The 12,778-nt window shown below is 69.5% G+C and carries 11 protein-coding genes and 1 riboswitch; all 11 genes read left to right on the top strand.

Translation table 11 applies throughout. The features are described 5' to 3' along the window. Positions 1 to 70 precede the first annotated feature (70 nt). Positions 71 to 170: riboswitch (glycine riboswitch) on the bottom strand. A 171-nt stretch (positions 171 to 341) separates the two neighbouring features. The 11 genes from CU044_RS32245 to CU044_RS32195 all read left to right on the top strand — a co-directional run bounded on the left by CU044_RS32245 (position 342) and on the right by CU044_RS32195 (position 12,775). Next, complete coding sequence (locus tag CU044_RS32245) at positions 342 to 1,094, top strand: AAA family ATPase (protein WP_129772280.1); 753 nt, start codon at positions 342 to 344, stop codon at positions 1,092 to 1,094. Between the two features lie 110 nt (positions 1,095 to 1,204). Beyond that, positions 1,205 to 1,939, top strand: a complete 735-nt coding sequence (locus CU044_RS32240; protein WP_129772279.1) for an enhanced serine sensitivity protein SseB — start codon at positions 1,205 to 1,207, stop codon at positions 1,937 to 1,939. A 307-nt stretch (positions 1,940 to 2,246) separates the two neighbouring features. Then, positions 2,247 to 3,032, top strand: a complete 786-nt coding sequence (locus tag CU044_RS32235) for an enhanced serine sensitivity protein SseB C-terminal domain-containing protein (RefSeq protein WP_129772278.1) — start codon at positions 2,247 to 2,249, stop codon at positions 3,030 to 3,032. 498 nt (positions 3,033 to 3,530) lie between these two features. Beyond that, the gene (locus tag CU044_RS32230; protein WP_129772277.1) at positions 3,531 to 4,532 is read left to right on the top strand and encodes an ABC transporter permease; all 1,002 of its coding nucleotides are present in this window, start codon (positions 3,531 to 3,533) and stop codon (positions 4,530 to 4,532) included. 94 nt (positions 4,533 to 4,626) lie between these two features. Beyond that, positions 4,627 to 6,402, top strand: a complete 1,776-nt coding sequence (locus CU044_RS32225) for an ABC transporter substrate-binding protein (RefSeq protein WP_129772276.1) — start codon at positions 4,627 to 4,629, stop codon at positions 6,400 to 6,402. 114 nt (positions 6,403 to 6,516) lie between these two features. Continuing rightward, positions 6,517 to 7,515, top strand: coding sequence for an ABC transporter permease (locus CU044_RS32220; protein ID WP_129772275.1), 999 nt, complete (start codon positions 6,517 to 6,519; stop codon positions 7,513 to 7,515). Continuing rightward, positions 7,512 to 8,612, top strand: coding sequence for an ABC transporter ATP-binding protein (locus CU044_RS32215; protein WP_129772274.1), 1,101 nt, complete (start codon positions 7,512 to 7,514; stop codon positions 8,610 to 8,612). Before CU044_RS32220 ends, CU044_RS32215 begins: the two co-directional genes overlap by 4 nt. A gap of 26 nt (positions 8,613 to 8,638) precedes the next feature. After that, a complete protein-coding gene (locus CU044_RS32210) occupies positions 8,639 to 9,850 on the top strand; it encodes a dipeptide ABC transporter ATP-binding protein (RefSeq protein WP_345790165.1) in 1,212 nt (403 codons plus the stop codon). A gap of 109 nt (positions 9,851 to 9,959) precedes the next feature. Beyond that, complete coding sequence (locus CU044_RS32205; protein WP_129772272.1) at positions 9,960 to 10,628, top strand: trimeric intracellular cation channel family protein; 669 nt, start codon at positions 9,960 to 9,962, stop codon at positions 10,626 to 10,628. A gap of 38 nt (positions 10,629 to 10,666) precedes the next feature. Beyond that, positions 10,667 to 11,500: a thioesterase family protein gene (locus tag CU044_RS32200; protein WP_129772271.1), complete on the top strand. Its 834-nt coding sequence runs from the start codon at positions 10,667 to 10,669 to the stop codon at positions 11,498 to 11,500. A gap of 111 nt (positions 11,501 to 11,611) precedes the next feature. Continuing rightward, a complete protein-coding gene (locus CU044_RS32195; protein ID WP_129772270.1) occupies positions 11,612 to 12,775 on the top strand; it encodes a cysteine desulfurase family protein in 1,164 nt (387 codons plus the stop codon). Positions 12,776 to 12,778 lie beyond the last annotated feature (3 nt).

Here is a 12,778-nt window from a genome sequence, read left to right as displayed (position 1 = left end):
ACACGTGAGAGCGGACATGACTTGCACCTTGGGTGGAGCCGCAGAGCTGCGGCCCGCTTTTCAGATCTGCCTCATCCACGCGGTACGGGGCCTGAGAGATTCAAGGGAGGGACTTGCTCCTTCGGCGCCCGGCGCACACACGGTGACCGGGACTCTCCCGCGCGGATTCAAACGGCCGGTATGCAGTTGGCGGGCACATCATCGCACGCATCGCCGCCGAGCGGGGAGCCCGGTCCTCAACTCGCCGGGCCCCGGAAAAAGCTTGTGGCGCATTACCATTTCTTTACACTTCTTGGGCAAGGGTCATGGACCAGGTCGACTGAGCTGACAGGGGGACGGCGATGATGTCGCAGGGGTCCGGTACGTACACGACGACCGCGGGGGTGCCGACGCAGACGGCCGCGGCCGCACCGCCCGGCGCACCCGGCCTGGACGCGGCGGTCCTGGACGGCGCGGTCCTGGACGGCGCGGCTCGCGTGGCGCGGGTCGTCCGGGATCTGCGGGGACGGGGGCCCGCCGCCGCGGCCGGCCGGCCGAGGGGCCGCGGCACGAAGAGTCTCGTCTTCGCCGAAGGGGATCTGGTGGTCGTCTCCGGGCTGCCCGGCAGCGGCAAATCCACCCTGATCCGGCGGGCCGCCGAGGCCACCGGCATCGACTCCCAGGACACCAGGGACCGCTGGGCGCGCCGGCTGCCGGGCGCCCTGCCGTACGCCGTCTACCGCCCGCTCGTCCGGCTGGCCCACTACGCGGGGCTGCGGCGCGCGCTCGGCTCGGGCGGAAGCGTCGTCGTCCACGACTGCGGTACGCAGACATGGGTGCGGAGCTGGCTGGCCCGTGAGGCCCGACGGCGTGGCAGACGGCTCCATCTCGTCCTGCTGGACGTCCCGCCCGAGGTGGCGCGCGAGGGCCAGCGGGAGCGCGGCCGGGGCGTGTCCGGCTACGCGTTCGCCCGGCACCGCCGCGCGGTCCGCCGCCTGATCGCCGACGCCGAGACCGGCCGCCTGCCCCGGGGCTGCGCCTCGGCGGTCCTCCTGGACCGGGACGCGGCGGGGGCCCTGGAGCGGATCGCCTTCCCGGCCACCCGGGCGGACTGAGCCCCGGCGGGCCGGCCGAGGGGCCGGGCGAAGCCGTTCGGTGGCGGCGCAGGGGTCCGGCCTCGGTTTAAGGTGCTGCCGCGGGGGCGAGGGTGGCGAAGGAGAGCACGGTGAACACAGCATGGCCGGGCAACGAGCTGGAAGAGGTGCTCGTGGCCTCGCTCGGTGCCGACGCGGCGGGCGGACGGCTGATAGAGGTCCTGGGACGCAGTGAGGTCTGGGTGCCGCTGCCCCAGGGGGGCGGTCCCGACAGCCCCAACCTCGATCTGCCGACGATGGAGATCGAGGGCCTCCCGTATGTGCCGGTGTTCAGCTCCGAGCAGCAGTTCCTCCAGTGTGTCGGCGCCCATATGGCCTTCGCCGTCGCCCCCGCCCGTGACTTCGCCCGGGGCCTGCCCCCGCAGCTCGGCATCGCGGTGAACCCGGGCGGCGTCGTCGGCATGCCGCTGCCGCCGCCGGCCGTCGCCGAGCTGTGCCGGGTGGGGCGTACGCCGCTCGACGGCCCGGCGAGCGGGGGCCGGGTCCGGCTCTTCGAGCCGGACTGGCAGGAGGACCCGGTCGAGTTCCTCTCCGCCGCCGGGGCCGAGTTCGAGGCGTCCGGTGTGGTGCTCTCCGCCCGCCGCGCGCTCGCCAGCGTCGAGGGCGATCCCCCGGCGCTCTTCATCGGGGTCCAGCTCTCCTCCTGGGAGGCGGCGGACCGCAACGCCCCCATGGACGCGCTCGGCCGGGCGCTGGGGCGGGTGGCGGTGGGCTGGCCCGTGAATCTCATCCTGCTGGACGTGGCCCAGGACCCGGTCGGTGACTGGCTGCTGGAGAAGGTGCGGCCGTTCTACCAGCGCGGCTGACTCCCGTCCTCCGGCGCGGCTGACCCGTGTCCGCCGCATGGTCCGGGACGGAACGGGCAGTCGCGGGTACGGGCCCGTGGCCACGGGCAGGACAGGGAAAGAGACCGGGCACGCCCGCACCCCCACAGCGGGCGCGCCGGTCGTCAAGTCTGTGTCAGGAAGCCCCTCTAAGCTGGTTTGATGGCTGGACCGTCGCACCGTGTGCCCGGCGGGTCGCCCCTCCCGCGGCGGACCGCGGCGGGCGTGCGGGACGCGCGGACTTCGGGGGGCTGGACGAGTGGTGGATCGAAGAGGGGCGGGACCCAGAGTGAGCGCGTCAGGCACCGCGGCGGCCGGGCAGGTCGAGCACATGCTGCGCCAGGTGACGCCAGGACGTTACGACGCGTACGAGGCGCTGCTCCAGGCGCTCGCCGACGACAGTGTCTGGATGCTGCTCTGGCACGGCCGCGCCGGAACGTCCGACGCCCAGTACGGGAACATGGAGATCGACGGCCTGGGGTACGCCCCGTGCGTCACCTCCGCCCAGGAACTGGCGGTCAGTGGCTGGAACCGTGCCCACGAAGTGGTCCCGGGCCGCGACATCGCCCGCGCCCTCTACCCCGACCGCTGGGGGATCTGGCTCAATCCGCACGCCCCCGGCGGCGGTGTCGGCATCCCCTGGCTCGATCTGCGCCGGATCGCCACCGGTCTCGACCGGATGCCCGCGGGACCGCTCAGGCTCTCCGAGCCCGCCATCGAACTCCCGCAGTTCTACGCCCAGCTCACCCAGAACGCGCACCGCACGCCCGCCGTGCGCTCCCTGCGCCGCGCCTGGGTGCAGCCGTCCCTCGGCGCCCCGTATCTGGCGATCGGTCTCGACCTGTACGACACGAACCCCGGCTCCGTCGACTCCGTACACACGATGATGCGGCAGTCGATCGCCGCGATCCCGGACGGACTGCCGGTCTCGACGGTCGCGATGTCCGACGAGTACGACCCGGTCACGATGTGGCTGCGCGCCAACACCAGGCCGTTCTACGACCGCGAGGCGCATGCCGGGCCGGCGCCCGCTTCGGGATACGGCTACCCGCCGCCCGCCACCCGCACGTACTGACCGACGCCGTACGGGGCTGTTCACTCTGTGGACAGCCCCGTACGCGTGTCAGACCGGCGCCGGACGCCGGCCGGGGCGCGCACCCCGGAAGGACTGGACCAATGGGCGACCGAACATCCTTCTGAGCCGCCCGGACGCGCGTAGAACCGTCCATTACTGGGCAGTTGATGGGCGATGGGCGCTCTGCCCGGGAGGCGTCGTATAGGGCATCTCGGCCCCCTCGTCCCTAATGGCAGTCGTCCGTACATGGCTACCCGCCGTCCGGATAACGGAACACCTCTAAGAGCATCACGGTTGAGCATCCATTCACCGGCAGGGCTGGCGGGTGATCACGCACGCGATGAAGACTCCCCGCATGCATGGCCTTTTCGGGCCTCTGTGCGAGTGGCCGGACGTGCGTGACGGAGTCACGACGTCGCTCGCGATGCTGATGGGAACAGGCCGCTACAGCGGCAAGTGGGGGCCGGTGACCGCCGGTTGAGAGGGGTTCTTGCCACGATGACGGCACCACTGCACGAGCCGACCACGGAAGCGGCCCCGAGCGCGACGGAAGAAGTCGCCGTCGCCCAGGGGGTGTCGGTCCAGGGTCGCTCCCTCGGTCGTATTGCCTGGGAGCGCCTGAAGCGGGACAAAATGGCGCTCGCCGGCGGCTCCGTCGTGCTCGTGCTGATCGTGATCGCGCTCCTGGCGCCACTGATCACGAGCCTGTCCGGGCAGTCTCCCGACGAGTACCACGAAGATCTGATCGACCCGCTCTTCTCGACGCCCATCGGTTCCTGGGGCGGTATCAGTTCGGAACACTGGTTCGGAGTCGAGCCGGTCAGTGGCCGCGACATCTTCGCCCGGATCGTCTACGGCGCGCAGGTCTCCCTGCTCGTCGGCTTCCTGTCCGCCGTGGTCGCGGTCGTCTTCGGCACCGTTCTGGGCGTGATCGCGGGCTACTTCGGCGGCTGGCTGGACGCGCTCATCAGCCGCGTGATGGACATGCTGCTGTCCTTCCCGCAGCTGCTCTTCATCATCGCGCTGGTCTCCGTCATGCCGAACGACATGCTCGGTCTGTCCGGGAGCGGTGTCCGGTTGCTGGTGATGATCCTGGTGATCGGTTTCTTCGGCTGGCCGTACGTCGGCCGGGTCGTCCGCGGCCAGACTCTCTCGCTGCGCGAGCGCGAATACGTGGAGGCGGCCAGGAGCCTGGGGGCCGGGCAGGTATACATCCTGTTCAAGGAGTTGCTGCCCAACATCATCGCCCCGATCATCGTGTACTCGACGATGATGATCCCCACCAACATCCTCACCGAGGCGGCCCTCAGCTTCCTGGGTGTCGGCGTCAAGCCGCCCACCGCCTCGTGGGGCCAGATGCTCTCCTCCGCGGTGAGTTACTACGACTCGGATCCGATGTACATGCTGATCCCGGGTCTGGCCATCTTCATCACCGTGCTCTCCTTCAACCTCTTCGGCGACGGCGTACGTGATGCGCTCGACCCGAAGGGTTCGCGCTGATCTGCGTGCCGGCTGGTTCGCGTTGCAGCTGATTCGCGTTACATCGGGGCCCGCGTTTCCACGGGCCGCTACTCACACCGGAGGATCCGAGATCGTGACTACCAATCGCACCACTGGGCGGCGTAAGCAGGCCCTGGCCGCTGCTGCCGTGGTCGCGGCGTTGCTGACCACAGCGGCGTGTGGCGGCGGCGGTGGAAGCAAGGACGACAAGAGTGGTGCCCCCGGCTTCGACGCGGGCAACAACAAGGTCGCCAACGCCTCCACGAAGAAGGGCGGCACGCTCAAGTTCGCGGGCGCCCAGGACGCCGACTCGTGGGACACCACCCGTGGCTACTACGGCTTCGCGTGGAACTTCATGCGCTACTACAGCCGTCAGCTGGTCACCAGCAAGACGGAGCCGGGCAAGACCGGTTCGGAGCTCACCCCGGACCTCGCCACCGAGCGCGCCAAGGTCTCCGAAGACGGCAAGACGTACACGTTCACGCTGCGTGACGGGATCACCTGGGAGGATGGCAAGCCCATCACCTCCGAGGACGTCAAGTACGGCATCGAGCGCCAGTGGGCGCAGGACGTGCTCTCCGGCGGTCCGGTCTACCTGAAGGACATCCTCGACCCGGAGAGCAAGTACAAGGGCCCTTACAAGGACACCTCCAAGGAGGGTCTGAAGGCCATCGAGACGCCGGACGCGAAGACCATCATCTTCAAGCTGCCGACCGCGAACAGTGACTTCGAGGAGATCCTCGCGCTCACGTCGTCCTCGCCGGTGCGCAAGGACAAGGACACCAAGTCCAAGTACGGTCTGCACCCGTTCTCCTCCGGCCCGTACAAGTTCCAGTCGTACTCGCCGAACAAGTCCCTGGTGCTCGTCCGCAACGAGAACTGGAAGCAGTCCTCGGACCCGGTCCGCAAGGCGCTCCCGGACAAGATCACCCTGAACCTGTTCAGCAACGCCGACGACATGGACAACCGTCTGATCGCCGGCGACTACGACCTGGACATCAACCAGACCGGTCTCTCCCCGCAGGGTCGCAACAAGGCCCTCAAGGAGAACAAGGAGAATCTGGACAACCCGGTCTCCGGCTACATCCGTTACGCGGTCTTCCCGCAGAACGTGAAGCCGTTCGACAACATCGAGTGCCGCAAGGCCGTCATCTACGGCGCCGACCACAAGTCCCTGCAGACCGCGCGCGGTGGCCCGCTCGCGGGCGGTGACATCGGCACCAACATGCTGCCGCCGTCGGTCCCCGGCTCCGAGGGCCAGAAGTACGACCCGTACGGCACGGCGAAGAACGGCGGCGCGCCGGACATCACCAAGGCCAAGGAAGCGCTCAAGGCCTGCGGCAAGCCGGACGGATTCAAGACCACCATCGCGGTCCGTAACAACAAGCCGGTCGAGGTGGCCACCGCGCAGTCGCTCCAGGCGTCGCTGAAGAAGATCAACATCGATGTCGAGATCGACCAGTTCGACGGCTCGCAGACCGGCGGCATCATCGGTAACCCGAAGGTCGTCCAGCAGAAGAACTACGGCATCATCATCATGGGCTGGGGCCCGGACTTCCCGTCGGTCCAGGGCTACGGTCTGCCGCTGTGGGGCAGCAAGTACATCCTTGAGAGCGGAAACAACAACTTCGCGATGATCAAGGACAAGGCGATCGACGCCAACTTCGCCAAGTTCGTCACCGAACTGGACCCCGCGAAGAAGGAGCAGCTCGCCACCGCGATCAACCACCAGGTGATGGAGGGCGCTTACTACCTGCCCTTCGTCTTCGAGAAGTTCATCAACTGGCGCTCCAGCCGGCTGACGAACGTCTACACCACGGACGCGTACAGCGGTCAGTACGACTTCACCAGCCTCGGCGTTGTGAAGTAACACCACCCGGCACACCCGCCGTACGGCACGAAAGGCAGGTGAAGGCCGGCGCGGTGTGACCGTGGGCCACCGGGTGAACCCCGGTGGCCCACGGTCCGCCGCAGGCCGAGAGCAGTGCTCGCATACCTCATCAGGCGGCTCATGGCCGTCGCCGCGATGCTAGTGGTCATCATGCTGGTGGTCTTCTGCATCTTCTTCATCATCCCCAAGTGGGCGGGCGTCGACCCGGCCACGATGTACGTGGGCAAGACGTCCGACGCCGCGGCCGTGGAGGCCATCCGGCAGAAGCTCCAGCTGGGCGACCCGATCTTCGTTCAGCTCTGGGAGTTCTTCAAGGGCATCTTCGTCGGTCGTACGTACTCGGCGGGCGGAGACGTCACGCACTGCTCTGCTCCCTGCTTCGGCTACTCCTTCCGCAGCGAGCAGGCCATCTGGCCGGTGCTCACCGACCGGCTGCCGGTGACCCTGGCACTGGCGATCGGTGCCGCTGTCCTGTGGCTGATATTCGGCCTCGCCGCCGGTGTGCTCTCCGCGCTCAAGCGGGGCACCCTGTGGGACCGCGGCGCGATGCTGGTCGCCCTGGCCGGCGTCTCGCTGCCCATCTACTTCACCGGTCTGCTCTCGCTGGCGATCTTCAGCTACGGTCTCGGCTGGCTCGACGCCCAGTACGTACCGCTCGAAGAGAGCGTCGGCGGCTGGTTCGGCGGCCTTCTCCTGCCCTGGATCACCCTCGCCTTCCTCTACGCGGCGATGTACGCCCGGATCACCCGGGCCACCATGCTGGAAGTGATGGGCGAGGACTACATCCGCACGGCCAGGGCCAAGGGGCTCAGTGAGCCCGTCGTCATCGGCAAGCACGCCATGCGCTCCACGATGACGCCGATCCTCACCCTCCTCGGCATGGACCTCGGCGCCCTCATCGGCGGTGCGATCCTCACCGAGACCACGTTCAGTCTTCCCGGTCTCGGCCAGGCCGTGCTCAAGGCGATCAACGACCGCGACCTGCCGGTGATCCTCGGCGTCACTCTGATCACGTCGCTCGCGGTGATCGTCGCGAACCTCGTCGTGGACATTCTGTACGCAGTGATCGACCCCCGAGTGAGGCTCGCATGACCGACCTGAGCAAGAGCGGCGCGGCCCTGGGGGAGCCGGTCGCCGCCGACACCAGCCCCTCCGAGGCGTTCCTGGAAGTGCGCGACCTGCGCGTGCACTTCCCCACGGACGACGGCATCGTCAAGTCCGTCGACGGGCTCAGCTTCCAGCTGGAGAAGGGCCGGACCCTCGGCATCGTCGGTGAGTCGGGCTCCGGCAAGTCCGTCACCTCCATGGGCATCATGGGGCTGCACACCACCGGCCAGTACGGGAAGCGCAAGGCGCAGGTCTCCGGCGAGATCTGGCTGAAGGGCCGGGAACTGCTCACCGCCGACCCGGACACGGTGCGCAAGATGCGTGGCCGCGACATGGCGATGATCTTCCAGGACCCGCTGTCTGCGCTGCATCCGTACTACACGATCGGCAAGCAGATCGTGGAGGCCTACCAGGTCCATCACAACGTGGACAAGAAGGCCGCGCGGCGCCGCGCCGTCGAGATGCTCGACCGCGTCGGCATCCCGCAGCCCGACAAGCGGGTGGACTCGTATCCGCACGAGTTCTCGGGCGGTATGCGCCAGCGCGCGATGATCGCGATGTCGCTGGTCAACAACCCCGACCTGCTGATCGCCGACGAGCCGACCACGGCTCTGGACGTGACGGTCCAGGCGCAGATCCTGGACCTGATCCGCGATCTGCAGAAGGAGTTCGGCTCCGCCGTCATCATCATCACGCACGACCTGGGCGTCGTCGCCGAGCTGGCCGACGACATCCTGGTGATGTACGGCGGCCGGTGCATCGAGCGGGGTCCCGCGGAGAAGGTCTTCTACGAGCCGCGCCACCCGTACACCTGGGGCCTGCTGGGTTCGATGCCGCGTATCGATCGCGAGGAGACCGAGCGTCTCATCCCGGTCAAGGGTTCCCCGCCCTCCCTGATCAACCTCCCGTCCGGCTGCGCCTTCAACCCGCGCTGTCCCTACGCCGACGTGCCCAAGGGGAACATCACCCGTACCACGCGCCCCGAGTTGACCCAGGCGGCGGCCGGACACTGGGCCGCCTGCCACATGCCGGAGCCGGACCGGAAGCGCATCTGGACCGAAGAGATTGCGCCCCAGCTGTGAGCGAGGACAAAAGCGAGGACAGAGACGTGACGATTCCCGCCCAGAGCGCCGGTGCCGGCCTTCTCAACAAGGACGCCGCTCCGGGGGAGACGCTGCTCAAGGTCTCCGGCCTGCAGAAGCACTTCCCCATCAGGAAGGGCCTGCTGAAGCGGCAGGTCGCCTCGGTCAAGGCCGTGGACGGCATCGACTTCGATGTGCGTTCCGGTGAGACGCTGGGCGTGGTGGGCGAGTCGGGCTGCGGCAAGTCGACGATGGGCCGGCTGATCACCCGGCTGCTCGAACCGACCGCGGGACAGATCGAGTTCGAGGGCCACGACATCTCGCATCTGGGTGTGCGCGGTATGCGCCCGTTGCGGCGTGACGTCCAGATGATCTTCCAGGACCCGTACTCGTCGCTGAACCCCCGGCACACCATCGGCACGATCGTCAGCGCGCCGTTCAAGCTCCAGGGGGTGACGCCCGAGGGCGGCGTCAAGAAGAAGGTCCAGAACCTGCTGGAACTGGTCGGCCTCAACCCCGAGCACTTCAACCGCTACCCGCACGAGTTCTCCGGCGGCCAGCGGCAGCGCATCGGGATCGCCCGCGCCCTCGCGCTCAATCCGAAGCTCGTGGTCGCCGACGAGCCGGTCTCCGCGCTGGACGTGTCGATCCAGGCGCAGGTGGTCAACCTGCTGGACGACCTCCAGGACGAGCTGGGCCTGACGTACGTGATCATCGCGCACGACCTGTCCGTCATCCGCCATGTCTCGGACCGGATCGCGGTCATGTACCTCGGCAAGATCGTGGAGTTGGCGGACCGCAAGTCGCTGTACTCGGCGCCGATGCATCCGTACACCAAGGCGCTCATGTCGGCGGTGCCGGTTCCGGACCCCAGGCGCCGTGGCGTCAAGAGCGACCGCATCCTGCTCAAGGGCGATGTGCCGTCGCCGATCTCGCCGCCGACCGGCTGCCGGTTCCACACCCGGTGCTGGAAGGCGACGCAGATCTGCACGACGGTGGACCCGCCGATGCAGATGCTGAAGCCCGGCCAGCAGGTGGCCTGCCACCACCCGGAGAACGCGCCCGACCAGCACCCGGAGGACACGGTGTCGGTGGCGGCGCGGGAGACGGTGGAGCTGGCGGCGGGGACGTCGGTCGCCGACGCGGCCTCCGCGGCGCCTTCCGAGGCCGCGGAAGCCAAGGTCGCCGAGGCCAAGGGCACGGAAGCCAAGGGCGCGGAAGGCCCGGCCAAGGAGTAGGAGCGGGTCATCGGCCCCAGGGCTCACGACCCGGGACCCACGCGCGCATGACCGGGACCGCCGGGGCCTTCCTTCGGGAGGTGCCCCGGCGATCCCGCACAATGTCCGAGTGCTCCACGACCTCTTCACGCCCTCCGTTCAGCATGCGCTCGACCTCGCCGGGATCTTCGTCTTCGCGATATCCGGCGCCCTGCTCGCCGTACGCAAGAACTTCGACGTCTTCGGTATGGCGGTACTGGCCGAGATCACCGCGCTGGGCGGGGGGCTGCTCCGCGATCTGATCATCGGGGCCGTCCCGCCGGCCGCCTTCACCGACCTCGGCTACTTCTCCATGCCGCTGGTGGCCACCGCGCTGGTGTTCTTCCTCCACCCGCAGGTGGAACGCATCCAGGGCGCGGTCAACGTCTTCGACGCGGCGGGACTCGGCCTCTTCTGCGTCACCGGCACCACCAAGGCGTACGAGTACGGTCTCGGCCTCACCGCCTCGGCGGCGCTCGGACTCGCCACGGCGGTCGGCGGCGGTGTGCTCCGCGACGTCCTCGCCAACGAGGTGCCCTCGCTGCTGCGCTGGGACCGTGATCTGTACGCCGTCCCCGCCATCGTCGGTGCCACGATGGTGGCGCTCTGTATTCGCTTCGACGCGCTCAACGGGCTGACCAGCGGGTTCGCCGTGCTGACCGCGTTCGTGCTGAGGCTGCTCGCGATGCGGTTCCACTGGCGGGCGCCCCGCGCCTGGAACCGGCGCTCGGCCGCGGCCGAGGAGCCCTCACCTTCGTAAGCTACCGCTTAGTACAATCCTGTTGTACGTTGACTGTCATGGCACAGGCAACCATCGGGGACAGCGAGTTCGACCGCGGTACCGCCGTCACCCTCCGCGCACCGGGCGTCTACGACGCACAGCTCTCCCCGGGCTGGACGATCATGAACGCCGCCAACGGCGGCTATCTGCTGGCGCTGATCGGCCGCGCCCTCGGCGACGCGCTGCCGCACTCCGACCCCTTCGCCGTCTCGGCCCACTACCTCACGCCGTCGACGCCCGGCCCCGCCGTGGTGCGTACCGTCACCGTACGGACGGGCCGGACGCTCTCCACCGGACAGGCGTCCCTCTTCCAGACCGCCGAGGACGGCCGCGAGGTCGAGCGGCTCCGGGTCATCGCCTCCTACGGGGACCTGGACGCGCTGCCCGACGACGTACGGACGACCGCGAAGCCGCCCGCCATCCCGCCGCTGGAGCGATGCGTCGGCACGGACGCGGGACCGCCGCCGCCCGGCGACTTCTCGATGCTCGACCGCCTCGCCATGCGGATCGATCCGGCCACGGTCGGCTGGGCGCTCGGCGCGCCGTCGGGACAGGGCGAGATGCGCGCGTGGTTCAGGTTCGCGGACGGCCGCGACGCCGATCCCTACTCCCTGCTCCTCACCGTGGACGCCCTGCCGCCGACCTCCTTCGACCTGGGGCTGAAGGGCTGGACCCCGACCATCGAACTGACCACGCACGTCCGTGCCCGTCCGGCACCGGGCCCCCTCCGGGTGGCGATCACCACCCGCAATCTGGCCGGTGGCTTCCTGGAGGAGGACGCGGAGGTCTGGGACACCGCGGACCGGCTGGTGGCCCAGTCGCGCCAACTGGCCCGCGCGCCCCGGGAGTGACGGGCCCCGGCGCGGGCCCGCGCGCCACCGCCGTTATCGAGCCGTATGCCGGGGGTCCGGGCGGACCGGCTGCGTGACCGGCCGGTCCCGGCTCGTAGAATCGGGACCACCATGGCTTACCTCGACCACGCCGCGACCACTCCGATGCTGCCGGAGGCGATCGAGGCGATGACCGCCCAGTTCGGCCTCGCCGGCAACGCGTCCTCGCTCCACGCCGCCGGGCGCCGGGCCCGCCGTACCGTCGAGGAGGCCCGCGAGGCACTCGCGGAGGCCCTCGGCGCACGGCCCAGCGAGGTGGTGTTCACCTCGGGCGGTACGGAGGCCGACAACCTCGCCGTGAAGGGCCTGTACTGGTCCCGGCGCGCCGCCGACCCGGCCAGGACCCGGGTGCTCGCCAGCCCCGTCGAGCACCACGCCGTCCTCGACGCGGTGGAGTGGCTGGGGGAGCACGAGGGCGCGACCGTCGAGTACCTGCCGGTCGACACCTACGGCCGGGTGCTTCCCGAGACGCTGCGCGAGGCCATCGCGCGTAACCCGCTGGATGTCGCCCTCGCCACCGTGATGTGGGCCAACAACGAGATCGGCACCATCCTGCCGGTCCGTGAACTGGCCGAGGTGGCGGCCGAGTTCGACATCCCGCTGCACTCCGACGCGGTCCAGGCCCTCGGCCAGACGGAGCTGGACTTCGGTGCCTCCGGGCTCGCCGCGATGACCGTCTCCGGCCACAAGGTCGGCGGCCCGTACGGCATCGGCGCCCTGCTGCTCGGCCGTCAGCACACCCCCGTACCGGTCCTGCACGGCGGTGGCCAGGAGCGGCATGTGCGCTCCGGGACCCTCGATGTCCCCGCGATCGCCTCCTTCGCCGTCGCGGGGAGGCTTGCCGCCGAGCGGCGCGAGGACTTCGCCCGCGACATCGGCGCCCTGCGGGACGATCTGATCGAGGCGGTACGTACGGCCGTCCCCGACGCGGTCCTCGGCGGCGCCCCGGACCACCGGCTGCCCGCCAACGCGCACTTCAGCTTCCCCGGCTGCGAGGGCGACTCGCTGCTCCTGCTGCTGGACGCCCAGGGCATCGAGTGCTCAACGGGCTCCGCCTGTACGGCGGGTGTGGCCCAGCCGAGCCATGTCCTGCTGGCCACCGGCAGCGATCCCGACCTGGCCAGGGGCACCCTGCGGTTCTCCCTCGGCCACACCTCCACGGCGGCGGACGTGGAGGCGGTGGCGAAGGCCATCGGCCCGGCCGTGGACCGCGCCAGGAGCGCGGGCCTCAGCTGAGCC

This window comes from Streptomyces sp. L-9-10, from assembly GCF_004151105.1.
Taxonomy (GTDB): Bacteria; Actinomycetota; Actinomycetes; order Streptomycetales; family Streptomycetaceae; genus Streptomyces.
The sequence above is the reverse complement of the archived record's forward strand: the minus strand, read 5'-3'. Positions and strand labels throughout refer to the sequence as shown.

What these genes read in the sequence shown, in the direction of transcription:
- CU044_RS32245 (WP_129772280.1), top strand. Translation starts at nt 342, where the DNA reads ATGATGTCGCAGGGGTCCGGTACGTACACGACGACCGCGGGGGTGCCG.
- CU044_RS32215 (WP_129772274.1), top strand. Translation starts at nt 7,512, where the DNA reads ATGACCGACCTGAGCAAGAGCGGCGCGGCCCTGGGGGAGCCGGTCGCC.
- CU044_RS32230 (WP_129772277.1), top strand. Translation starts at nt 3,531, where the DNA reads ATGACGGCACCACTGCACGAGCCGACCACGGAAGCGGCCCCGAGCGCG.
- CU044_RS32195 (WP_129772270.1), top strand. Translation starts at nt 11,612, where the DNA reads ATGGCTTACCTCGACCACGCCGCGACCACTCCGATGCTGCCGGAGGCG.
- CU044_RS32200 (WP_129772271.1), top strand. Translation starts at nt 10,667, where the DNA reads ATGGCACAGGCAACCATCGGGGACAGCGAGTTCGACCGCGGTACCGCC.